This window comes from Paenibacillus sp. FSL H7-0756 (genome assembly GCF_038006765.1).
GTDB lineage: Bacteria > Bacillota > Bacilli > Paenibacillales > Paenibacillaceae > Paenibacillus_AQ.
In genome coordinates, this window is record NZ_JBBOVT010000002.1 from 1,440,717 (window position 1) to 1,465,063 (window position 24,347).

Sequence of the window (24,347 nt, forward strand, 5' to 3'; positions counted from 1 at the left end):
TTCGTGAATTCAATAACACTCTCCTCAGCATAGATTGGAATTATTAAGCAGGGATAAACTTCGGGACGGGGCATGGCCTTCTGCGCATTTTTTTCACATTAACGACTTATTTCGACAGTACTTCTGCCCGGTTGATCGTATAGAGCACAGGGATCGCCGCTCCAATGAGGATTACCCCCATGAACGCCGGTGCAGCCGGTCCAAGGGACACGTAGAGCTGTCCTCCAACCAGAGGCCCGATCATTCTCGCAAGTGCCTGAATCGACTGGCTGCCCCCTTGAACCCGTCCCTGCTCGCCCGCAGCGGCAGATTTGGACAGCATTCCGTTGAACGAAGGCCCGAAGACCGAATCACCGAAGCCGAAGATAAACATCCCTGCGATAAAAAGAGGATAAAAGGCGAGCAAAGCCGACAACGCAAACAGAATGTAGCCAACAATTTCGGAGCCCATTCCAAGGAGAGCGATTTGCCTGTCAGTGTATCTTTTCAGGAGCTTCGGCATAATGAATCCTTGGGACAGGATATCCTGCAAGCCCATGATGGAGAACATCACTCCAATGATAACCGGCTTCCAGCTGAAATTATCCAACGTGAACTGTGAAAAAATAGCCTGGAATGATCCATTCGGTATCCACAGCAGGAACGCGGAGACAAACAGCCTGTTAAGGTTCTTCATGGACAGCAGGTTCGCAAGCTGCGAGAAGGGATTCAGCCTGACTAGGGGGATGACCTTCAGTCTCTTGCTTTTCTCCAGACTCTCCGGCATGAACAGAAAGCCATAACCCACATTCAGCAGTGTTACGGCTGCGCCAGCATACATGGGCACCGAATACCCGAACTTGGCCAGCAGCCCGCCCAATGACGGGCCGATAATCGTCCCGGCTCCGACCACAGCACTCACCCAGCCGAAGTACTTGGTCCGCTGCTCCGGCGGAAGGATGTCTGCAAAATAAGCGAAGATCGTACCGATGCTCCCGCCTGTGATCCCTTCAATGATCCGCCCGGCGAACAGCACCCACAATGCCCCTCCAAGGCCAAATATGAAGTAACCGGCAGCAGAACCCAACAGGCACAGGAGCAGCAGCGGACGCCGTCCGTATTTATCACTCAGCGCACCCAGCACAGGCGCCGCGCAGAACAGGCAGGCCGCATAAGCTGAAGTCAGCAGGGTAACCATCACCGCTTGTTTTTCGGGATCGCTAATGTAAGGCTGGACGAGAAACGGAACCACAGGAGCGATGATACTGAAGCCTATTCCGCATAAAAATACAGAGATTAGACCGAATATAAGCGCGTGCTTATCTACCTTTGATTCTGAAGATTGATCTTGATGGTGAGCAGGTTTGGATGTAGACATGTATCTTCTCTCCTTAGAGCTTGTGATTTGTTTCCTAAGAAACAATATCATCCTAACACACTTTTGATTCCAAGGAAACAAAATATTTAACATAAAAAAACACCCTGCCGGGTGAAGGTAACTGTGATGAACTATTCTGCCTGAGCATAGAGGGGAAATTATTCTTCTTCCGTGCTATTGTCCGGCTCCTGCTTCTTAATCTCTTCATCCAAATGCTTATTGTACTTCTCCATGAAGCTGAGCATACCGGCATACTGGCTGTCGGTCACCTGCTCAAACACAGGTCTGTCCCGCTCCCGGAACTCACGGTGCAATTCATCATGAATCTGATATACAGCCATCCCTTGAACAGTAAGCCTGAAATAGATTTCCTTCTGATTGTCCGGCTTCTGGTAGCTCTCAATAAGCCCCTTGTGCAGGAGCTTCCGTGTAATCTTGCTGATCGCCCCCCTGGTCATGTACAAGGCCTCTGCAAGCTTGGTCACGTTGGCGTCTGCATGTGTTCCGATGTATTCAATACAGTGTACCTCGGAGGGTTTATTCCCCTTAAGACTGTTCTCCATCTTCGACTTGTTCAGCCAGTTCATCTTATTGAATAATTCCCGGAAAGCTGTTAAGACCTGTTCCTCTTTGTTCATTGCGGGTCCCCCTTAAAAAAACAGACGCCAGCGGCGTCTGTCTAAATAACCTTTATCCCTGAACTACAGACCGTAGTACTTGGACTTGTCCGGTCCGTTGCTGGTATATTCCGTCTTCAGTTCATTGCGGTACGAACGCTCAATCTTGCGCACATAAGAAAGTCTGCGGACATTCTTCATGACTTCCTCGGCGCGCTCCGCATTGACGTACATTACCGCATAATGCATTTTACGGGAAACGTAGTGCAGTGTGCCGTACTTCTCCAGGTTGCGCGCCGCCTTGACGTCGCTAACCCATACAATATAACCTGTCCGTTCCGCAAACATAAGCTCATCCGCCTCTCTTTCTCTATCTCCTCACGGGTCAGCTTATCCGCAGGAGCATTTGCCGCCGCTGCCGCATCCGCCTTTGGGGGACGGGTCGTTACTGGGAACCTTAATGCTGTCCGAGACCGAGAATGCGATCGCCTCTGACATGGAATGAAGAATATCATCCAGCGTCTTCTCCGCATTCTTGAACCGGACCACTGCTTCGAACTGCTCCAGCTCCCGCTCTACGGCCTCAACCTCATCCTTGGCAGAGTGATAGTTCGGGTGAAAATGACCAAACCGCTGTGTCTCGTCAAACAGCTCCTTCTTGCTTTGCAGCCGCTTGATCATGGCCTGGATTTCGGGATGGTTATCCACCTGTCCCTTCCAGTATAGGTAATCCGACACTTCTGCGGATTGATTAATCATATCGCCTAATTCATAGGCGTATGTCAGCACTTCGGCCATATCGACCGTATTTAATTCCGCTACGCTCATGAACTTCAACTCTTTTCTGCATTTAATGTTCTACCGCAGCGATAGACTACCTTATCATAACATATCCGCCCGCCTCAGCAGAAGAAGAATTTCTGCCCTTTAGCGGATGCAGCAGCTGAATTTCCTGCCAGTCTTCCGCTGCAAGCTCTGTCTCCTCTGCCGTCTCCGTCCCCGGAAGCAGCAGAATGCCCCGCACCTGCCATGGACGTCCGTTGATCCGCTCTGGAATGAAATCCGCCGCCTTGCCGCCATAGGAGAGCCGGACCTTGATTCCCCAGCTTAGAGCCTGCTCCATTACCTTTTGCGCTGTGGTGACATGATACTGCCTCCACTGATTGAACCACATCTGCGGCACGGTCTCTTCACCCGGCAGCTCCAGCTTCGGGGGGCCGCCGCTGTCAAGCGGCAGGAGCTTCGGGGGCGGGCCTGTTCCCAGCAAGCCCCGTTCTCCGGCTGCGGCAGGAAGCAGGTAACGCTGCGCTGGCCCGGACAGTTCAAACAGCTGGGTATGGGGAGCAGGCCCGTCCAGGTTCCCTGCCCTCACGGACGGCGCGAGACCGGCGGCGGCAAGCTCCTTACGCAGCTGCCCGGCAGCCTCCGGCCGGACGATGAAGTGGAGCGGGCCGATCCGGGTAACGATATCCTGCAGCCGGGGATGGGCAGCGATATCCTCGCCCTCCTGCTCTCCGGCGCAGGACAGCAGAAGAACCTCCGCCAGCTCCGTCCGTCCGATCGAACTGGCCCACTGCCGGAGCGCCAGTTCGATCTGCTCCGGTAATTCTCCGGCGGCATGGGCGTTCAGCCAGGAGATCACCTCACCCGGAGCGAAGCCCTGGTCCGCTGCCGCTTCCAGCCGCTCCCGGGTCAGCCGGAAGCTCCAGATATCCTCGTGGTGCAGCAGCTCTGCGCATCCGGCCAACGTCCAGCGCACCGTATAAGGGACCTCGGGCGGAACCAGCACCTCGAAATCCGGCTGGACAATGAAGCCGGGAGATGCTGAAGCCTTTGCTTGCGGCAGCGGCTTCTGCGCAGTTTCAGCTGCTACAGGACTCTGCGGGCTAAGGACGGTGTCTTGAGCTTCGGAGGCGCTGTCTAGGTCTGCAAGTTCTGAGCTGTTGCCTGCTGGTTCTATGTCACAGTCTACTGGCCCTAGGTTTCTGCATACTGTTGTTTGGACTCTATCTTGTGGTTTGGTGCCGCTGGCAGCGGTATTTGGGGTGCTTTCCGCTGTGCTTGAGCTGCTTACAAATATTCTAGGGCTGCTGCTTGTTTCTGCGTCACTATCTGCTTCCTCTGCCCCCCCTTGATTCTGCTGGGTTATTCCTAGGCTACGCTCCGTTAGCTGCGGCTTCAGTGCCTTCCAGCGGAAGCATTCCTCCCCTTCCGCTGAAGACCCTAGCTCACACCAGCCGAAGGCTGCCAGAAGGCGAATCCAGGCGAGTGCTGCCTGCTTAAGCCCTGAGTCTGTCCCTGCCTTCCCCGGTACAGGTTGCTCCCCGGCAAGACCATTCTGTCTCATCCAGCTCAGAACAGGCTCTACCGCAAACCACTCGTCCGGACAAAACTCCGTTGCCGAGAGCAAGTGTCTGAAATGCTGCTCTTCAGGCAGCGGAGCACCGTACCGGCTGATGATCAAGGTATAGAGCGTATCCGTCATCTCTTGTGCAGTAAGGGTCAGCCAGCTTTGCAGCATAGGTCTGTCTATTGCATACCCGCTATTGTCGCGGGTAATCAGCCCCAGTGCGCTCAGCAGATCAATGATTAATGTAACCGGCAGCGGATAGTTCTGGTGACCGGCGGAGGACTCAAGCAGGGCAAGAGACTCCTCCGGTATGGACAACCTTCCGGCTAACCTGCTGAGCTGCTTCTTATGTATCACTCCCTTAGAAGTCAGCGGCAGGCCTTCCCGGGCTATGAACAGCAGGCTTTGAAATAACTCCCCTGCCAGTTCTGAACACGCCGCATGCTCAATCCGCACCGTCCCCTCTGCCTGTACCTGCGGGCAACCCGCCCAGAAGCTCTGCAGGATTAAGGGATACTGCTGCTGAGGAACCTGATACAGCCGCTCGCCCCACACCTTCTGCCGCAGCTCCAGCATCCCTGCATGAAGCAATTCGTCCAGGGCCAGCATCTGCTCGGCCCGGCACAGGAATTCAGGCCGCAGACGCTCTATAGAATCTGCTGTACACGGCGAAGCCGCATGCTCTGCCGCTATCCGCAGCAGTACTTCACAGGCGTCCGAAGATAGTCTGCTAATATGATCTGCGGGATTCAGTTCCATCAGAAAACAGCTCCTTCCGCCGGGTCCAGCATCCGGACCCCGTATTCGTAGCCTTGCTCCGTCAGAAACATCCGGCGGCGCAGAGCGAAATCCTGCTCCCGGCTGTTTCCCGTGACCAGCGTATAGAAATACGCCCGGTTATCCCCCGGCTTCGGACGAAGAATGCGGCCCAGCCGCTGAGCCTCCTCCTGGCGGGAGCCGAAGGCGCCGGATACCTCAATTGCCACTGAGGCATCCGGCAGATTCACGGCAAAGTTCGCCACCTTGGAGACGATCAGTACCGGAAGCTTGCCTTCATTGAACGCAGCGTAGAGCGCGTTCCGCTCCTTCTGTGGAGTCTTGCCCGTGATCAGCGGGGCCGCAAGCAGCGCCGCCAACTGCTCTAACTGGTCCAGATACTGGCCGATCACCAGTATCGCCGCTGCGGGATGCGCTTCAACGATCTGTGCTGCCGCCTGCGCCTTGGCCTGATTGCCCGCCGCCAGCCGGAATTGCTCCTTCGCCCCGGCATACAGATATTGCTGCCGCAGCTTCTGGTTCATCGGGACGATGACCTCAACGCAATCGACAGCTGCAATCCATCCCTGCCGCTCCAGCACCTTCCAGGGCAGGTCATAGCATCTCGGGCCGATCAGGGAGAACACATCACCCTCCCGACCGTCCTCCCGGACCAGCGTTGCTGTCAGCCCCAGCCGCCGCGTAGCCTGAATATCTGCGGTCGCACGGAAGACAGGTGCCGGAAGCAGATGGACCTCGTCATAGATAATCAGACCCCAGTTCCGTTCATGGAACAGATTCATGTGGACAAACGCTCCTCCTTTAGAGCGCCTATGAGTGAGCATCTGATAGGTTGCAACGGTTACAGGACGCACCTCCCGGTGCTCTCCCGTGTATTCCCCGACCTCATCTTCGCTCAGCGAGGTCCGCAGCAGCAGCTCCCCGCGCCACTGCTCTACAGAAGTCGTGCTCGAAGTAAGGATCAGCGTCTCACACTGCAGCTGCTCCAGCACCGCAAGGCCCACAACAGTCTTGCCTGCCCCGCAGGGCAGCACGACCACTCCGCTCCCGCCATGTCCTCCAGTCCCCTGGAACTTTCGGACAGCCTCCTGTTGATAATCCCGGAGCTCGAACCCACTGCTGCTGCCTTCTCGGATGTTGTTCCCCAGAGACTCCCGCCAGGCTAACTTCAGCTTCTGCCCGTCCCGATACCCGGCATAATCAAGGACCGGATAACCCAGTCTGGTCAATTCCTGCTTCAGCAGCCCCCGGTTCATCTTCGGACAATGGCTATGCAGCTCCCCGGCCCGGCACAGGCCCAGCTCCTTCAGTTCCTGAGAATCGTCCAGTTCATCCAGCAGACTCGTCCGGTCAGCGGTTAACCTGACAAGCTGTGAATCAGTCTCATCCGCATGCAGGTGCAAGCTTCCGTAACGGGACATCAGCAGTTCCATCTCCCCCTCGACTTCGGAAGGAATGCCCCACCTGGACAGCCTGCGGAGGCCTTCAATGACCTCTGCCGCTGTCTGTCCCCCGGCTGCGGCGTTCCATAGGGACAACGGTGTGATCCGGTAAGTATGGTAAGCTGGGGGACTTTTGACAAGCTCGGCGCATCCGCTTAGAACCGTCCGCGCCTCCTCAAATCCTGGATGTCCGCATTCCAGCAGAATTGTCCGGTCATTCCGAATGATACATGGCCCCGCCCCTGCTCCGCTCATCCTGTTCCCTCCTTGTATCTAATCTCTATTGCCCTACTTCTGTTGGCATCCAGTATACTAGGAGCACAACTGCCCCTCATTTGCTCATTCGACCCTTGCTTGGTGAACTCAATCGGGCTATACTCATCCGAACCAAAGGGATTTATCCCTCTCTTTTCACCTTCCATCCCGCTGCCAGCATCCACATTCTCCCTACAACGAAAAAGCCCACCTCCGCCTAACCGGATATGAGCCATTCGTCATTCTATTAATGCAGCTGCTGGCGCTGCGAGATTTCATGAAGCGCCTCAGCAGCCTCATCTGCGAACATTCTCTTGTCTGCCAAATCACCTAAAGAGACTACTCCGGTCAGCTTCTTGCCCTGCGTTACCGGAATGCGACGGATCTGCGCGGAGGCCATCAGCTCTGCCGCTTCCTCCACAGAGGCGGACTCCTCAATGGATAGGACCTCCCGGCTCATGACAGTCTCCACGGCTGTTGAGCCGGGGTGCTTGGCTGCGTACCCGCGGATGACCAGATCGCGGTCTGTAATCACACCAATCAGCGTTGCCCCGTCAGCCGAATCTACCACCGGAATGAAGCCCGTCCCGCTATCTCTCATAGCGACGGCAACCTCATAGATATTGTCCAGCAGAGTAACCGACACCGGCTGCGCGGTCATCACTTCTTTGACAGTCTTCAAGAATGAACCCTCCTGTCCACGTTAGCGTGGCATTTGAGAGTAGTTTTTCCTGTAACGGTAACATTTATACGGAAATTGACTCATTCAGACAGGAGTCGGCCATACCTACCAGCAGCTTCAAGCCATAGAGCATGGCATCCTCATCGAAATCAAATTTGCTGTGATGATGCGGATATACAGCATCCTTGGCCGCATTGCCCGCACCGACGAAGATGAAGCAGCCGGGAATCTCCTGAACATAATAGGAAAAGTCCTCCGCCGGCATAATCTTCTCCATCAGCATCACATCGGCATCTGTCCCAAGCGCCTTAGGGGCAACACGGGCAAAACGTTCATATTCCGCCTCGTCATTCACCAGCGGCGGGTACCCCATCAGATAGTCCACCTTCGCCTCCGTACCATAGGCTGCGGCTATAGACGCCGCCAACTCTTCAATGCGGCGGCGGATCAGATGACGTGTCTCTTCATCAAATGCCCGCACCGTCCCGGTAATCCGGCAGCGCTCGGCAATGATATTCTGCGCCGAACCGCCTTGAATCGTCCCCACGCTGACTACGGCCGGACGCAGCGGATCAACGTTGCGGCTGACAATCGTCTGCAGCCCGGTGACCAGTGCCGCACCGGCCACAATGCTGTCTGCTGTGCGGTGCGGCATGCCGCCGTGTCCTCCCCGGCCGGTCAGATCAATGAAGAACTCATCGGCCGAAGCCATCAGCGGCCCCGGAGCACTGCCTACCGTCCCGAGCGGGAACGGCGTCCACAGATGCAGCCCGTAGACGGCATCCGCACCCGCAAGCACACCTTCCGCAATCATGCCCACTGCGCCGCCGGGACAGACCTCTTCCGCCGGCTGGAACAGAAAGCGGATCTCCCCCTTCAGCTCCTCCCGGCGGGAGCTGTAATACGCCGCCGCAGCCAGCAGCATGGCGGTATGCCCGTCATGCCCGCAGGCGTGCATGACACCGGAATGCTGTGAAGCATATTCCCGGCCGCTCTCCTCCGTAATATTCAGCGCGTCCATATCGGCACGCAGGACTACCGTTTTGCCGGACTCCCGGCCCTTAAGTATGCCTGTCAATCCGTAGCCTGCTGCACTCCGCCGGACCTCAATCCCCAGCTCCGTGAGCCTTGCCCCGACATAAGCGGAGGTCTCCTTCTCCTGATAGGACAGCTCCGGATGACGGTGCAGATGGCGGCGCCATTTGACCATTTCCGGGAACAGCTCCCTGGTCTCTAACCTCTCCATAACTCTCCATTCCCTTCTCTGGCAGCATCCTGCGGATAGCCATCAGGACAAGCCCGTAAGCTCTGCCCGCTCTGCAGCCTGCCAACTTTCTTTTATTGTAGCAGAAACACAAAAAAGTGGGTATCGATCAGCCCGTTCTACCTTGCACAACCCCGGGAAACAGACTATCATGAGGAAGAACAATAACAAATTTTAATTACAAATGAATCATTATACTTCATTAAGGGGAGTTGTGCGCTATGATATTTGAGAACACGGGTCTCGAAGGATTAAAGAGCGACCTTCTTTATCTCGACGAAAGTGCAGCAAAGGCAGGATTCATCAGATGGCAATGGGAATACTACCGCGCGACCTATGACTGCAAGATAGAAGACCGCAAGGATGGCGGCGAATACTTCCTGCGCATTAATACCCGTGCTGTGGAAGGGAAGCTAGAGAAGGCGGACGCGGTACTGGCTATTGAAGCTGTCTACCTGGGCAAGGCTACATTCCCCCACGGACTGGAATATGAATCTCCGGTGCCTCAGCCGGTGCTTGAGGCAGCCCGGAAGCATATCGGTGAATTGAAAGCGCTGCTGGAAGCTTGAGTACCGCGAAGGGAAAGACGGCCGCCAAGGCCAGCCCGCCCAAAAGAGGAACGCCCGATTTCCAGTTACTCATTCTCACTCTGCTGTTCGTAGGCTTCGGCCTGCTTATGGTATTCAGCTCCAGCTCCAGCTTAACCCTGGCCAGCGGCAAATTCAGCAATGATGCGTTTTTTTTCGTAAAAAGACAATTGCTCTGGGCCATGCTGGGCAGCTTCATCATGTTCGTCGTAATGAATATCCACTACAGCAAGTTCAAGAAGTGGTATGCTCCGATCTTCGTGATTACCCTCGTCCTGCTGCTGTTCGTAGCAACCACCGAGGGAATTAACGGCGCCAAGAGCTGGATGAGCATCGGGACCCTTGGGATTCAGCCCACCGAGCTGGCCAAGATCTCTATCATTCTCTACCTGGCTGCCCTGATCACCAAAAAAGGCGAACGCCTGCGCGATTTGCGGACAGGGTATATCCCGGTCATGATTATCGTCGGAATTGTCGCCGGACTGATTATGATGCAGCCCGATCTGGGTTCCTGCCTCATTCTTGTAGCGACCAGCGGTCTTGTCATCTATGCCGGCGGCGCCAGCATGAAGCATATCATGGGATCGATCGGTCTGCTGATTCTCGGGGTGGCCCTCGTCATAGGCGCAAAGGCCGCCATCGACTCCTTGTCCCCGCCAACCGAGAAGGCAGAGTTTCAGAAGGATTACAGACAGGGCCGTATTGAAGCCTTCCTCGACCCGCAGGCCAATTCCGAGGGCAGCGGATATAATATTATGCAGTCCCTGATCGCCCTCGGTGAAGGTGGAACACAAGGCTCCGGGTTCGGGCAGAGTATTCAGAAGCTACATTATCTGCGGTACCCTTATACTGACTTTATCTTCGCGGTCATTGGTGAGGAGCTCGGCTTTGTCGGAACCGCCTTGTTCCTGCTGCTTTATCTGTATTTCATCTGGAGAGGGATTTTGATTTCACTGCGGTGCACCGATCCCTTCGGTACACTGGTCGGTATCGGAATCATGGGCCTGATCGCCATTCAAGCCTTCATCAACATCGGTGGTGTGACCAATACGATTCCGCTTACAGGCGTTACGCTGCCCTTCATCAGCTACGGTGGCTCCTCCCTGCTCGTCACGATGCTCTGCATGGGGATTATGCTCAGCATCTCACGGGAGACCAACCGTCCAGCCAAAGAGGAAGTGGTGAAGTCTGTGACTACGGTCAGACAGGTGCGGAACAACAGAAGCGCAGGCACACGCGCACGCTAAGAGGCAACCTGCATACAGATGAAGGTTGAGCCAAATAGAAAGGCAGTCCGGAATAAATCCGGACTGCCTTTTGCATGGATGCCTAAGTTAATTGTGCTTAAGAAATTTCGTCGTTCTTGAAGGCTACGCCTTCGACCTTCACGTTAACCTCTACGATGTGAAGCCCGGTCATACTCTCCACAGCCTCGCGGACATTCTGCTGAAGCATGCGGCACACTTCATGAATCGGCGTTTCGTACAGTACGATGATGCGTAAGTCTACTGCAGCTTCCAATTGGCCAACTTCGACAGTAACACCCTTCTGCACGTTCTTGCCGCTCAGGCGCTTTGCCCAGCCCTCTGACAAACCGCCAGACATGGCTGCAATTCCGGGAGTCTCAAGCGCGGCCAGGCCGGCAATTTTTGAGACAACGTCATTCGATATCCGTATATTACCCAATTCCAGTTGAAGCTGTTCTGCCATGCCATATCCCCCCTACTCTCATTATCAATTATTGTAATTCCAAAGCAGGCTAAAAAGCAAATGACTTTCTCTCACCCCCGTTTACAGCCAGGAACAATTTGGGTATATTGATTATGAATTCAACCTACATATAGAGACTGGAGAGTGCTTACCCTTGAAAAAATGGATCTCACCGGCGCTGCTGGTCATCAGCTTCATCCTCAGCGCCATCGGGCATTACGCGAACTGGGATCATACGCTTCAGTTCATATTGTCTGCGATTTCGGTCATCTTCGTGGCCGGCTTCCTCGGCCGGGCCACCGAGAGTGTAGCCCACTACGCCGGGCAGCGGCTTGGAGGGTTCCTGAACGCAACCTTCGGCAATGCAGCCGAACTGATCATCGCCTTCTTCCTGGTCAAGGAAGGACTGTTTGACATGGTCAAAGCGAGTCTGACCGGCTCCATCATCGGTAACCTGCTACTCGTCCTCGGATTAAGTATATTTGCCGGGGGCATGAAGTTCAAGGTTCAGAACTTCAATGTCACGCTCGCCGGTCTGAACGGCTCGCTGATGATCGTTGCGGTCATCGCCTTGTTCGTCCCGGCCATGTTCTTCAACACGCATTCCATCACCGAGAAAGACACCAATGTGCTTAGTCTTGTCGTCGCCGGCCTGCTGATTGCCGCCTACCTCGCCTGGCTGGTCTTCTCCATGATCACACACAAGAAGTATCTGGCAGATGTTACGGACGATACGGCGGAAGAGCTGCCGAATGAGCATGCTCCAGTCTGGTCCCGGAACCGTTCAATCCTCTATCTCGTCCTTGCCACCGTGATGGTCGCCTTCGTCAGTGAATGGCTGGTCGGAACGCTGGAGACGCTCACCGAACGCTTCGGCTTCAGCGAGCTGTTCGTCGGGGCATTCCTTGTAGCGATTATCGGTAACGCCGCAGAACACAGCGCTGCCATTATGCTCGCCATGAAGAACAAGATCGGAGCCGCAGTCGAGATTGCCGTAGGCAGCAGTCTGCAGATTGCCCTGTTCGTCGCCCCTGTGCTGATCTTCGCCAGTTACTTCATGGGCAACACCATGTCGATTGTCTTCACCACGATTGAGATTGTAGCGATTGCCGTATCTGTGTTCATCGCCAAATCGATTATTCAGGACGGCGCAACCAACTGGTACGAAGGTCTCCTGCTGCTGGCGGTTTACATGATTCTCGGCGTATCGTTCTATCTGGTGTGAAGCAGCCGCACAGCTTATACATTCTTATATTTTTATAAAAAAACGCACATGATCGACCCCCGGGTCTTTCATGTGCGTTTTCTATGAATGAGCGGGACTTACATCTCCCGTTCCTCAGCCTTCTTGTTCAGTGCCTCGTATAGTACGGCCAAATTACGTTCCAGCTTGCTCAGCACCTGCTTACCGGTAAGCTCCGGCACGAGCCCCGCTCTGACCGCAAAATCGACCTCTCTGGAGAAGCCGTACATCTGGGTATCCAGCACTTCCTCATAGAGAGGGCAGTAACGGGTTGCCAAATTCTCCATCTGTACTTCAATGAGCTTCTGAATTTTATCGGCATCTTCTTGAAGAAGATTGATTGCTTTGATATTGAGCTGTTCCTGCAAATCCGATGAAGTCATGCATTTTCCCCCCCATGTCCAAAAGTTACAGCAGCGATTGCTTATTATTCTTAATATTAGTCGAAATTAGGACCTAATACAAGATTTCAGTTTGGGTTATTCCTGAAGTTCCTGCAAAATCACCCCGCTGCACAGCAAAGACGCCCAGCCGCAAGGCCGGACGTCTGAGAAGAAACTGGAATTACTCTGCTACTACTGTAAAATTCAGATTGTGTTTGGCAAAAACTTCGCTCATGGCTTTCTTAGCTTCCTCGGCATCTGTGCCATGTACATGCAGCTCGTAGCTTTGGCTGGATACCAGAGTAGTGAACAAGCCCAGGATGCTCTTAACATCAATGTACTTGTTGTCCGCTTGAAGAACGATAGATGAATTAAATTGGCTTGCTGTCTGTGCAATATCCACGATTGCCGCATTGTTGGACATAGGAATCCCTCCGCAACTTGATTATAAACTTATGTTCACTTGTTACCAATTCCATGATACATTGAATCCGCTTACTCACGCAAGGTGTTTCTTGGAAACAGGCATTACGTGCTTTTGGAATCACCGCTTTTGTACCATTTTATTTCAGGTTCTCCGGATTCAGACCTTCCAGCTCCGGCACCACAAAAATTCCATCCTTACGGATCAGCACATCGTCGAAGTAAATTTCGCCGCCGCCGTAATCAGGACGCTGAATCAGCACGAGGTCCCAGTGAATGGACGAACGGTTGCCGTTGTCCGTCACATCATACGCCTGGCCCGGTGTGAAGTGCAGACTGCCGGCAATTTTCTCATCAAACAGAATATCCTTCATCGGATGCAGAATATAAGGGTTGAAGCCGATGGCGAACTCACCGATATGGCGCGCGCCGTCGTCGGAATCCAGAATTTCATTCAGGCGTGCGGTATCATTGCTGGTAGCCTCTACGATCCGGCCGTTCTCGAATGTGAACTTCACATTCTCGAAGGTAACCCCGTTATAGATTGATGCGGCATTATAGCTGATCGTTCCATTCACAGAATCGCGGACAGGCGCGCTGTACACTTCTCCGTCCGGAATATTTTTCTGGCCGGAGCATTTCTCCGCCCCGATTCCCTTGATGGAGAATGTAAGGTCTGTTCCGGGACCTAATATACGCACCTTGTCGGTTCTGCGCATAAGCTCAGCCAGCGAATCCTGGGCTTTGTCCATTTTGGCATAATCCAGGTTGCAGACTTCGAAGTAAAAGTCCTCAAAGGCCTCTGTGCTCGTGTTGGCGAGCTGGGCCATACTGGCGTTAGGATAACGCAGCACCACCCATTTGGTGTGCTTGACGCGCTGCTCGCTATGTACAGGGTGGGAATACAGGGAGTTGTAGAGCTTCATGTTCTCTTCCGGCACATCGGACAGATCATTGACATTCTCACCGGCACGGATGCCGATATAGCAGTCCATCTGTTTCATCCGGTTCAGGTCGATCTCCGCCCAGGTCTTGATTCCTTCAGGTGTTGCATATTTGAGCATACTGCGCAGAACAGTGCGGTCAGTCAGCTGCACAAATGCACGGCCTCCGGCCTTTCCCACTTCCTCCACAACGGCTTTGATCAAATCTCGTTCACTGCCGATCATTTCGACGAGCACGTTCTCGCCAGGCTGTACGTTTACGGAGTAACCTACAAGGTTCGCCGCAAGCTTTTGAATCCGGGGATCATTCATCTGTCTCTCTCTTCCTTCCTCTTACTGAAAATAAACATACCGTTATATTGTAGCACGCCTGCCATAGAGCGCAAGCCATCTGCGGGAAGAGAACCGCTCACTTATAACCGTAGAAATCCACCTGTGTAATATAGGTCTCTTCCGTGGTCGCTCCGGCCTTGCCGGGATAGGTGAGGGTACGGTTCGAGGTCAGCCGGGTAGGCAGATTCCGCTTCGGGTCGACCTTAAGATAATATACCGTGCGGATATCCGCCTGGTTCAGCCTCTGCTGCAGCTCTGTCTGCTTCTGTTCCCAAAGTGCGCTCTTAGCCGCAAGTGCCTTAGCGTGAGTGTCAGCAGGCGCAGCAGCGTCTATTCTGGCAACCGGTTTAATAGCCTGCATCTTCTGTGCAAGCTCTGCCGAGAGCTGTCTGCGCGCCTCCTCTGCCGTTAATTCAATCCGCAGGACCCGGGTCCCTCTGGCGCTGCCCGCTTCCTCCGTCACCTTCTTGCCCATCTTCTCCAGCTCCTCCAGCTGACGCAGCGGATTCAGCGCCTCCAGCGGATTGCTGCCGCCAAGGGCCGGAGAGGCCTGCTTCATCGTCCATTTCCCGTCTTCCTTCACCATCCGAGTATAGTAGACTGGCGCATCACCTGTGCCCTGCTTCAGAGAATGCGGACCGGACTCCGCTGCAGGAGCTGGTTGTCCGCCGTCAGGCAGGAGAGAATAGAGGCTGATCTGGTTGTGATCCATGGTCTTCCCTCCATAGTAGAGCGAAGATTCCGGGACCGTCTTTCCGTCGATCAGCAGCGCAGCCGCTCCTTCGAAGGACACCCCATCAGTGCCATCCATCCCCGCCATTACCAGATTCAAATCCTCCGCAGCCGGTTTGTCCTTCATCACTGTGCACCCGCTAAATACAAGACTAGATAGCATTAGCAGTGCAAGAAATTCCGTGCGGACGCGTCGTAAGTTCATCATGGCCATCATGCCCTTTCCGCAAAAAGTAGAGTGCAGCTGTATTCTACCTAGGGTCTCCCTGAATGCTGGGCTTATACGCCGGATGATGCAAAACACCCCTGCAAGGTGACGCTTAAGCTTCGATGTCCATTCAAAAGAAAAATCCTTAAGGCCTAAGCCCAAGGATTCTTCGAATTGTTCTCAACGTTTTTGTTATCGATCACTACCTGGTTTCGCCCGTTGTTCTTGGCTTCGTAGAGTGCCATGTCCGCCCGGTAAAAGAGAGATTCGACACTGACCCGGTCATCGGTCCAGCTCCACTCGGCGACCCCGCAGGACACGGTCACACGCGGCTCTGTCTCTCCCATCACACGCTTGCGGATACGCTCCCCTACGAATACGGCCTGCTGCACTCCAAGCTGAGGCAGATAGACCGCAAGCTCTTCCCCGCCCCATCTGGCGGCGACATCCCCCTGACGGATCGAGGACTTCACGATGTCGCTGACCTGCTTCAGGATTTTGTCCCCCTTCTGATGTCCATAGGTGTCGTTCACCATCTTGAACTGGTCAATGTCCACCACAATCAGGGTTCCGCAAAAATCACTGGACTGCCGCTGCTTAATCTCTTCATCGAGATAGTGGCGGGCGAAAAGTCCGGTCAGCGTATCCCGGTTCGCCAGGCGGCGCACCTCCGCATGAAGCCTCGCATTTCCGACAGCCAGCCCGATATGACCGGCCATCGCCTGCAGCAGCCTGTAGCTGTCATAGGAGAAAAAGTGGGCCTGCTTATGCGCCAGCATAATGGCTCCCCGCACCTCCCCGCCCACATTCAGCGGAGTAGCAATGAGCGACTCTGAGCCGGTAGCATCCATCAGCGTTGAAGTCTGCCCTACAGCATACTTGTAATCGGAGAGCAGCAGCGGCTCTCCCGTAGCGTAAACCTTACTGCCGAGTCCCTGGTTGCGATCCAATATTTCACCCAGCAGCGGCAGATAATTGCAGGCTATCACCTCAAGTCCGCCGCGTTCTTCATTCATATGGAGAATACAGCAATAATCCGCCTCGAACATGTCCAGCAGCTCTTCAAAAGCAAACTGGAAAATATCGCCGAGCCTGAGGCTCTGATTCAGCCGCTGCGTAAGCTCATTGCTCATGCGCAGCTCCCTGATCAGCTGGTTGGAGCGTTCGTACAGCTTCGCATTCTCGAAGGCTGTACCAGCGGTATCCGCGACCATGGTCAGGAAGCTAAGATCCAGCTCATGGAAGGACGCCTTGTCCATAATCATGTGAAACACGCCGTATACCCCCTGCTTGCCGCCCAGCGGAAGCCCTACCTCCACAGTCCCGTTCTCTTCCCTCCCGGTATGAAGCGTAACCCGCCCATCCTTGAAGGCCCGGGCACAGACATCATTATTTGCCCATGTCAGCGGAAGCGGCTTGACCTGAGGATGCGTGCTGCGATGGTCCTGGGACATGAACAAATCAAGCCGTGCTCCCGGATACATCGCAGCGATACTGTCAATGACTTCCGTCAGTACGGCGTCTACATCAATGTTGTCATGCATGCGCTGGACAATCTGAAAAAGCAGCGAACGGCGGCTGCCCTCACGCTCGGCATGCAGATGAATCCCCGCAAGATCCGAGACAAACACATGCTCAAACCGGTGATAAAAGCAGGTCTGGAAATGCATCGACATGGCTTCAGCCGTATGCTTCCCTCCCGACTCATACTGCTCTGCAGGCATTCTGCAGCCAAGCACGGCAAATATTTCCCGGTGTCCGCGCGTAAATACCGGCAGAGCCAGATGGGTATAGGCTTGTCCTTCCTCCAGAACCTCGGCAGCATACATCCCGCCTGTCTGCAGGCAGATTCCCGCCGCTTCTTCCCACTCTGAACTCCAGCGCCCCTGCCGGAGTTCAGAGGCGGGCTCAATCCAATCACCTTCATAATTCAGCACACACCAGCTCCAGGTCTTCGCGAAGGAGGGGACTCCCTGTCCTTGCCATTCCCTGAAACTCTCGGCAATCAAGCTGGCGGCGTAGGGGAAATCGTGAGACACGATATCCGTCTCCTTCAGCCAGGCGGCGGGATCTTCATACTCTCCGCCGGATTGCCTCATGTCCTGTAACAGCATACGGCCGTCCCGATCCTTATGGCCGTATGCCTCCTGCTCTGACATAAAGAGGACCTCCTTTGCATCTTCAATCAGGCCAGACCGGAGTAGGCCCCTGATTCTATAGTAGAGACATTACCAATCCAGCGTAAATATAGTCAGGATATTTTGAAATCACAGTTTTCCGATAACATCCAATTAGTTATATTTTACTCCCTTTCTTGCGGTATTGCATTATATTTTCCGCAAAACCGGGATTTTTTTTAGGACCAAAGAACTAACGACAAAGATAGACAAAAACTCTTTTAAGTTGCGCTTGACTTTGCCTGCCATTTTCATATAATATTTATTGTTGAACAAGACTGTAACAAGTCTTATTGGGCGTAACGTTGTGTCACCCTCTACGCATTTCGTTACTGCCAGGGCAGCGGCTGAACTTCCCTCGGCAGTGTGAAACCATTTAACGCTTTCACGGATACGAATTGCGGCGCAAATAGGCCCTACAATAAATTTTTTTCATTAAAAGGAGTCTACTATAATATGGCACGTTACACCGGACCTAAATTCAAACTCAGCCGCCGTCTGGGCATTTCCCTTAGCGGTACAGGCAAAGACCTGAAACGCCCATTCCCACCAGGACAGCACGGCGCTAACCAACGCAGAAAAGTAAGTAACTACGGAATGCAGCTTTTGGAAAAACAAAAACTGCGCCACATGTACGGCCTGGGCGAAAAGCAGTTTAAAACTCTTTTCACTAAGGCACAAAAGCTCCAGGGTATTGCGGGCGAAAACTTCATGTTCCTGCTCGAAAGCCGTCTGGACAACCTGGTTTACCGTCTTGGATTCGCTAACTCCCGTGCAGGCGCACGCCAGTTGGTATCCCATGGCCACGTAACCGTTAACGGTAAAAAAGTCGACATCGCTTCTTTCCGTGTAAGCATTGGCGACGTTATCGGACTTCGCGAAAGAAGCCGTGCTATGACTTCGATCAAGGAAGCTCTCGAGAACCGCAACCACCTTCCGGCTTACCTGGAATATGCTGACGGATCATTCGAAGGTAAATTCCTTCGTCTGCCAGAACGTGCCGAGCTGTCCCAGGATATCGATGAGAAGCAAATCGTCGAATTCTACAACCGTTAAGATTCGCTTACAGCGGAATCTGATCAAAGCTCCCGGATTTCTATCCGGGAGCTTTTTTTATGAATCCGAGTCATCATCGAAGCTGAAGTCCCCGCTTGGTGGGGTTATTTTAAAAATCCTCTGCGGCAGAAGCGCATTCAAAATCGCCAAATTGTGCTATAATAGTTCCGTTAAAAGGAGGATTATCGTCGATGGTTGAGGAGAAGAAAAAGAAGACCGCAAAACAGCGTCCACCGCGCAGATCCTGGCTCCGCAGGTTCGGTTCAGTTGTGAAGTGGATGTTCATACTCGGTATACTCGGCTGCCTGTTCGCCGGCGGCGCTGTAGCCGGCTACGTCACTTCAATAGTGAAGGACGATCCGGTACGGCCCGAAGAATTAATCCAGCAGCAGGTTGGGCTGAACGCCATTACCGGCTTTGCCTATTTCAGTGACGGACAGCCGATCGGCCAGCTCCGCACAGAAGAAGACCGCAGACTTATTGAATTCAACGATATTCCGCAGCTTGTGATTGATGCCGTTCTCGCTATAGAGGACAATAATTTCTACAATCATAAAGGGGTGGATTTCAGCGGCACCCTGCGGGCCGTTAAGCAAAAGGTACTGAATGAATCTGTTCAGACCGGGGGCAGCACCCTGACCCAGCAGCTTGCACGGCGCGTGTTCCTGAACCTGGACCGCACGGAAGACCGCAAGGTGAAGGAAATTCTGCTGTCCCTGCGGCTGGAACGTTTCTTGTCCAAGCAGGAAATTTTAACAGCTTATTTAAATAAGGTTCCTTTCGGGAACGGTTCCAACGGCTATAATGTATTCGGTATCAAGGCCGCCGCCAAAGGCATCTTCGGCCTGGATGATCTGGAGAAGCTGAACGTGGCCCAGGCGGCGTATCTCGCCGGCTTGCCGCAGCTCCCCTCCAAGTATTCTGCGTTCAACGGCGTAGGCGAATTCAACGAAACGGCCTTCGGCCGGGCAATGGACCGCCAGAAGCTGGTCTTACGGCGGATGCTGGAGGAGAACAAAATTACTACATCCCAGTACGACGAGGCCCTGCTCTTCGACATCAAGAGCTCTCTTGCACCGCATACCAAGAAGGCCTATGCCACCTTCCCTTATCTCATGATGGAGACCGAACGCAAAGCGTCCGAGATCCTGCTGAAGCTGAACCAGGATACGGCAGACAAGGCGGCCTCTGCTGCCGATTCCGCCCAAGCGCTGGAGGAAGCACGCCAGCAGTTAATGACCGGCGGCTACCGGGTGTACACCACCATTGACAAGAAAGTGTACAGTGCGATGCACAGCATCTCGGATGACAGCAGTAATTTCACCAAGGACAGCAAAGCCAGAGGCAAGGAACAGACGGCCGGTATGATGATCAACAACAAGACCGGCGCGATTCTCGGCATGATTGAAGGGCGCGATTTCAACATCGAGCAGATGAACTACGCCACCCAGATGATCCGCCAGCCCGGTTCCACCATGAAGCCGATTGCAGCATACCTGCCTGCACTGGATGCAGGTCTCATTCAGCCTGCGGGTATTCTGGATGATGCGCCGATTGTCATGAAGGACGGGGGCAAAGGCTACCACATTCCCAAGAACGCCAACAACCGTTATCAGGGTCTGGTAACCGCCCGTTATGCCCTGAACAAATCCCTGAACCTGCCCGCCTTGAAGCTGTTCAACGACAAGGTGGGTATTGAGAAGGCCTGGGCCTTCTCCAAGAAGCTGGGAATTACCACCATCCAGGACAATGACTATAGCGCTCAGACCGGGGTTATCGGGGGGCTGCGTTACGGGGTATCCGTGGAAGAATTGACCAATGCTTATTCCTCCATCGGTAACGGTGGTGCCTTCAATGATGCTTATATGATCGAGAAGATCGTGGATAGTCAGGGTAAAATCGTCTACCAGCATAAAGTTAACCCGGAGCAGGTCTTCTCCAAGCAGACCGCTTATCTGATGACGGATATGCTGCGCACCGTAATTACTGACGGAACAGCAACTACAGTGAAGAGGAACTACAAGCATTTCAAGGAAGTTCCGATTGTCGGCAAAACCGGCTCCACCCAGAACTATGGAGATGTCTGGTTCATGGGCTATTCGCCGGATGTCACCCTTGGAATTTGGGTGGGCTACAAAGAGCAGGTCAATACCCTTCAGGGGGATACGCAGAAGCGTCAGGCGCAGACCCTGTGGACCAAGGTAATGAATACAGTGATTGACAAACGTCCCGAGCTGTTCACCACGAAGCAATTCGCCCAGCCGGAGGGTATCGTCAAGGCGACAGTCTCGGCATACAGCGGCAAGAAGCCTTCCAAGCTGACGGACAGATTCACAACGGACCTGTTCAACGCGAAATTTGTTCCTAAGGAGAGCGACGACGGAATCTCCAATGCCAAATATATCACTTATAACGGGGTGAACTACATCCCTCTGGAAGGAACTCCTGAGGATTTCCTGAAGGAGAAGATTGTAGTCAAGCGTGAGAAGCCGATTCAGGAGCTGGTTAAAGAGCTGCTGGCCGCCTTCCCGGCAATGAAATCACATGAGTCCCTGGCGTACTACATGCCGCAGGATGCCAAGACCGACTATCCGACTGAGGTCGATCCGCGGGTCGATGACGGCAACGGGCCAAGTGCTCCCGGTGAAGTCATGGTTTCCTACAGTACAGGCAAGGCTGTAGTTACGTTCACTCCAAGCGGTTCGCCGGATGTTGTCGGCTACCGCCTCTACCGTTCCCTGAACGGCGGATCTTTCCAGAAGCAGGCCGTTCTCGCGGCTGGAGAGAGCACCGTCTTCAGGCCGGGTACTCCAGCAGGCGCTAATGCTACCTTCTATGTGGCTGCTGTAGACGTAGCCGGACATGAGACTGCTTCCGGCAGTGTGGCTGGCGGCATTAAGCCGACACCGGAGCCTACGCCTACTCCGGAACAGACGCCGGATGCAGAGCCGACACCGGATGCCGGAATCATCCCGGACAGTACAGAAGACCCTGGCATGATCATTGTTCAACCGCCTGCTGCGGATACTTCAACTCCGTTAGGCGGAACCAATGCAGCCGGCGGGAACAGCGGCGGAAATGCCACAGGTAATAACAGCGGGAAGCCTGCAGGCAATGCCGGCGGGAATACGGGTGGGAATGCCGGAGGCAGTACCACCACTAACGCAACAGGCAACTCTGGACGTTAAGCTGAACAGGCAGACTTCAATATAAGCTCAAAAGCCCGTTCCCCGGGATAAGGGGAACGGGCTTTTTTCAACGTACTCCAGCTCTGCCTAGTCTTCGATGGTAGACAAATCGCCTGCTGGAAGATGCAGCTCCCAGGCCTTCAGTACACGGCGCATAATTTTACCGGAACGGGTCTTGGGCAGCTTATCCTTGAACTCGATTTCACGCGGTGCCGCATGGGCAGACAGGCCTGCTTTGACAAATGCCGCGATCTCTTCCTTCAGTTCAGCGGTTGGACTGTATCCATCCCGCAGCGAGATGAAGGCCTTGATGATCTCTCCGCGCATGACATCCGGCTTGCCGATTACACCAGCCTCCGCCACAGCCGGATGCTCCACCAGCTTGCTCTCAACCTCGAAGGGTCCGATCCGCTCCCCGGAGGAATTGATCACATCATCAATCCGGCCTTGAAACCAGAAATAGCCGTCTTCATCCATGTACGCCGAGTCCCCAGAGATATACCATCCGGGAATCCGGAAGTATTCATCGTATTTAGCCTGGTTATTCCATACCTTGGCCATCATAGACGGCCAGGGAGTGCGGATGGCCAAATTACCCATAGAATACGGCGGCAGTACATTGCCGCGGTCATCAAGGATAGCTGCTTCAATCCCCGGCAGCGGCCGGCCCATGGAACCAGGCTTGATGTCCATTCCCGGGTAGTTGCAGATGAGCTGCGCTCCCGTCTCGGTCATCCACCACGTATCATGAATCCGCTGCTGATAGATTTTGTCGCCCCAACGCACGACCTCCGGATTCAGCGGTTCGCCTACAGACAGCACATGACGGAGACTGCTCAGATCGACCCCCTCCAGAGTCTCCTTGCCAGCCCCCATCAGCATGCGGAACGCCGTAGGTGCACTATACCATACGCTCACCCCGAAGCGCTCAATCGTCTTATACCAATCCAGCGGACTGAAACGTCCTCCCCGGACTACATTCGCTACCCCATTGAGCCAAGGGGCAAAGATCCCATAAGAGGTTCCGGTTACCCAACCCGGATCGGCCGTGCACCAGTATACATCGTCCGGCCGCAGGTCCAGAACTACCTTGCCTGTATAATAGTGCTGAATCATGGCTTTCTGCACATGGTAGATACCTTTGGGCTTCCCGGTGGAACCGGAGGTATAATGCATAATCAGACCGTCCGTAAGGCTCAGCCATTCCGGTTCCAGCTCGGCCGACGCTTCAGCCATTTCCGCTTCATAATTCAGCAGCCCCGAATCTTCAGCAGCAGAAGCTCCTACCACAAAGATATGGCGCAGTCCCGGGAGCTGCTCCCGCTTCACCCGGTGCAATAGCTCCGGTGTGGTTACTAACGCCACTGCTCCGCTATCCTCCAGACGGTCCTTGACCGCCGTCTCCATGAACGCCTCGAATAGCGGACCTGCCACTGCTCCCGTCTTCAGAATGCCGAGCAGGCTGAAATACAGCTCCGGGGTACGCGGCATGAAGATGAACACCCGGTCTCCTTTGCCGATTCCGTATTTGCGTAGTACATTACCGAACTTATTCGACCGTTCCCGTAAGTCGGCGAAGGTGTACCTCTCCTCACGCACCGCATCGCTGTAGATCAGTGCCGTAGCAGCCCCCCGCCCCTCCTCGACATGACGGTCTATCGCTTCATGTGCCATATTCACCTTGCCGGTCCCATGCCAGGAGAAGCTGCGCTCGACATCCTCCCACCGGAATTCATCAACTGCCCGGGAATAATCCTCCATATTCGAATGCTGCACCCGGCCCGGCAAAATTTCACCTCGAACTTGCCCCATTACTCTTGCCTCCCCTACTGGTTTGCTTTAAGCTTTAAGGGTACCATCTACTTCTAGTAATTCCGTCAACGCTCTAAATGTGAATATTCCGTGTCGGAATCAGTATATCACAGGAAGCGGTTACATTCCATATTATAGTGAACCGGAGGGAGCCCAAGCATGGAGCATCTTAAAATTCCTGTATCCCATACGATAGAGCATCAAGGCCGGCTGATTTCTGTCCGTGGCCCCCTATCGCCCGAAACACTTCAGACCTTAAGCATCCACCGCGATCTGGACGCCTTCCGTAAGCCGCAGGAGCAGCTTGAAGCACTGATAGAGATATCGGCCTTACCTGAAGGACGCATCGTGGCAGCGGTGGTCTCAGGCGCTATCGTGGGTTATGTCACCTTTCATTATCCGGATGAATTGGAGTTATGGTCCCAGGGCGGGATGGAAGATCTGATTGAGCTGGGAGCGATCGAAGTGGCTGACGAGTATCGCGGGAGCGGACTTGCGAAGCTGCTGGTTTCAAGTGCTTTTGAAGAGGGACAACTGGAGAACTGTATTGTATTCACAACCGAATATTATTGGCACTGGGACCTCAAGGGGAGCGGCCTTACCGTATGGGAGTACCGCCAGATGATGGAGAAGCTGATGAAGACGGTAGATATGGTGTGGTATGCCACCGATGATCCGGAGATCTGCTCGCATCCGGCCAACTGCCTCATGGTCCGCATGGGCCGGGAAGTACCGCTGTCCTCCCGCGAGACCTTCGACCGGGTGCGCTTCAGACAGCGGTTTATGTATTAATGCAGGCGGCCTGCC

Annotated in this window: 21 protein-coding genes; 6 read left to right on the forward strand and 15 right to left on the reverse strand. The window is 54.1% G+C overall.

The window, feature by feature from the left end; all coding sequences use genetic code 11:
* Positions 1–106: 106 nt before the first annotated feature.
* From NST04_RS22955 to NST04_RS22990, 8 genes are all read right to left on the reverse strand, one after another.
* Positions 107–1,519: an MFS transporter gene (locus tag NST04_RS22955; protein ID WP_341186825.1), complete on the reverse strand. Its 1,413-nt coding sequence runs from the start codon at positions 1,517–1,519 to the stop codon at positions 107–109.
* Positions 1,516–1,995, reverse strand: a complete 480-nt coding sequence (locus tag NST04_RS22960; RefSeq protein ID WP_341186281.1) for a MarR family transcriptional regulator — start codon at positions 1,993–1,995, stop codon at positions 1,516–1,518. The genes NST04_RS22955 and NST04_RS22960 overlap by 4 nt, the downstream gene beginning before the upstream one ends.
* 63 nt (positions 1,996–2,058) lie before the next feature.
* Positions 2,059–2,322, reverse strand: coding sequence for a YlbG family protein (locus NST04_RS22965; protein ID WP_036694997.1), 264 nt, complete (start codon positions 2,320–2,322; stop codon positions 2,059–2,061).
* Positions 2,323–2,364: 42 nt separating this feature from the next.
* Positions 2,365–2,802 carry a YlbF family regulator gene (locus NST04_RS22970; RefSeq protein WP_341186282.1) on the reverse strand — a complete coding sequence of 146 codons (438 nt, stop codon included), beginning with the start codon at positions 2,800–2,802 and terminating at the stop codon, positions 2,365–2,367.
* 46 nt (positions 2,803–2,848) lie between these two features.
* Positions 2,849–5,083, reverse strand: coding sequence for a helicase-associated domain-containing protein (locus NST04_RS22975; RefSeq protein ID WP_341186283.1), 2,235 nt, complete (start codon positions 5,081–5,083; stop codon positions 2,849–2,851).
* Positions 5,083–6,798: a DNA repair helicase XPB gene (locus NST04_RS22980; protein WP_341186284.1), complete on the reverse strand. Its 1,716-nt coding sequence runs from the start codon at positions 6,796–6,798 to the stop codon at positions 5,083–5,085. The genes NST04_RS22975 and NST04_RS22980 overlap by 1 nt, the downstream gene beginning before the upstream one ends.
* Positions 6,799–7,045: 247 nt before the next feature.
* A complete protein-coding gene (locus NST04_RS22985; RefSeq protein WP_341186285.1) occupies positions 7,046–7,480 on the reverse strand; it encodes a CBS domain-containing protein in 435 nt (144 codons plus the stop codon).
* Positions 7,481–7,544: 64 nt separating this feature from the next.
* A complete protein-coding gene (locus NST04_RS22990; protein WP_341186286.1) occupies positions 7,545–8,726 on the reverse strand; it encodes an amidohydrolase in 1,182 nt (393 codons plus the stop codon).
* A 239-nt stretch (positions 8,727–8,965) separates the two neighbouring features.
* On the opposite strand from NST04_RS22990, the gene NST04_RS22995 reads away from it, so the two are divergent.
* Both NST04_RS22995 and ftsW read left to right on the forward strand, forming a co-directional pair.
* Complete coding sequence (locus NST04_RS22995; RefSeq protein WP_341186287.1) at positions 8,966–9,313, forward strand: YugN family protein; 348 nt, start codon at positions 8,966–8,968, stop codon at positions 9,311–9,313.
* Complete coding sequence (gene ftsW, locus NST04_RS23000) at positions 9,310–10,578, forward strand: putative lipid II flippase FtsW (protein ID WP_341186288.1); 1,269 nt, start codon at positions 9,310–9,312, stop codon at positions 10,576–10,578. The genes NST04_RS22995 and ftsW overlap by 4 nt, the downstream gene beginning before the upstream one ends.
* A gap of 97 nt (positions 10,579–10,675) precedes the next feature.
* Here ftsW and NST04_RS23005 read toward each other — a convergent pair whose 3' ends face one another.
* The gene (locus NST04_RS23005; RefSeq protein ID WP_036695005.1) at positions 10,676–11,041 is read right to left on the reverse strand and encodes an Asp23/Gls24 family envelope stress response protein; all 366 of its coding nucleotides are present in this window, start codon (positions 11,039–11,041) and stop codon (positions 10,676–10,678) included.
* A gap of 154 nt (positions 11,042–11,195) precedes the next feature.
* On the opposite strand from NST04_RS23005, the gene cax reads away from it, so the two are divergent.
* Positions 11,196–12,266 (forward strand): calcium/proton exchanger, encoded by a 1,071-nt coding sequence (gene cax, locus NST04_RS23010; RefSeq protein ID WP_341186289.1) that lies wholly within the window; start codon positions 11,196–11,198, stop codon positions 12,264–12,266.
* Between the two features lie 98 nt (positions 12,267–12,364).
* On the opposite strand, the gene NST04_RS23015 is transcribed toward cax, so the two are convergent.
* The 5 genes from NST04_RS23015 to NST04_RS23035 all read right to left on the reverse strand — a co-directional run bounded on the left by NST04_RS23015 (position 12,365) and on the right by NST04_RS23035 (position 17,466).
* Positions 12,365–12,667, reverse strand: coding sequence for a YlaN family protein (locus NST04_RS23015; protein ID WP_036695007.1), 303 nt, complete (start codon positions 12,665–12,667; stop codon positions 12,365–12,367).
* Positions 12,668–12,848: 181 nt separating this feature from the next.
* Positions 12,849–13,091 carry an HPr family phosphocarrier protein gene (locus NST04_RS23020; protein WP_036695008.1) on the reverse strand — a complete coding sequence of 81 codons (243 nt, stop codon included), beginning with the start codon at positions 13,089–13,091 and terminating at the stop codon, positions 12,849–12,851.
* A 139-nt stretch (positions 13,092–13,230) separates the two neighbouring features.
* On the reverse strand, positions 13,231–14,346 hold the full coding sequence (locus tag NST04_RS23025; protein WP_341186290.1) for an aminopeptidase: 1,116 nt from the start codon (positions 14,344–14,346) through the stop codon (positions 13,231–13,233).
* A gap of 97 nt (positions 14,347–14,443) precedes the next feature.
* A complete protein-coding gene (locus NST04_RS23030; RefSeq protein WP_341186291.1) occupies positions 14,444–15,229 on the reverse strand; it encodes a hypothetical protein in 786 nt (261 codons plus the stop codon).
* A 230-nt stretch (positions 15,230–15,459) separates the two neighbouring features.
* Positions 15,460–17,466 (reverse strand): sensor domain-containing diguanylate cyclase, encoded by a 2,007-nt coding sequence (locus NST04_RS23035; RefSeq protein WP_341186292.1) that lies wholly within the window; start codon positions 17,464–17,466, stop codon positions 15,460–15,462.
* A gap of 474 nt (positions 17,467–17,940) precedes the next feature.
* On the opposite strand from NST04_RS23035, the gene rpsD reads away from it, so the two are divergent.
* Complete coding sequence (gene rpsD / locus NST04_RS23040) at positions 17,941–18,540, forward strand: 30S ribosomal protein S4 (RefSeq protein WP_341186293.1); 600 nt, start codon at positions 17,941–17,943, stop codon at positions 18,538–18,540.
* Positions 18,541–18,731: 191 nt separating this feature from the next.
* Complete coding sequence (locus tag NST04_RS23045; RefSeq protein ID WP_341186294.1) at positions 18,732–21,728, forward strand: transglycosylase domain-containing protein; 2,997 nt, start codon at positions 18,732–18,734, stop codon at positions 21,726–21,728.
* Positions 21,729–21,815: 87 nt separating this feature from the next.
* Here the strand turns inward: NST04_RS23045 and acsA are convergent, their stop codons facing one another.
* Positions 21,816–23,540 (reverse strand): acetate--CoA ligase, encoded by a 1,725-nt coding sequence (acsA, locus tag NST04_RS23050; RefSeq protein WP_341186295.1) that lies wholly within the window; start codon positions 23,538–23,540, stop codon positions 21,816–21,818.
* 159 nt (positions 23,541–23,699) lie between these two features.
* Between acsA and NST04_RS23055 the strand changes: the two genes are divergently transcribed.
* Positions 23,700–24,332, forward strand: a complete 633-nt coding sequence (locus NST04_RS23055; RefSeq protein WP_341186296.1) for a GNAT family N-acetyltransferase — start codon at positions 23,700–23,702, stop codon at positions 24,330–24,332.
* The last annotated feature ends 15 nt before the right edge of the window (positions 24,333–24,347 follow it).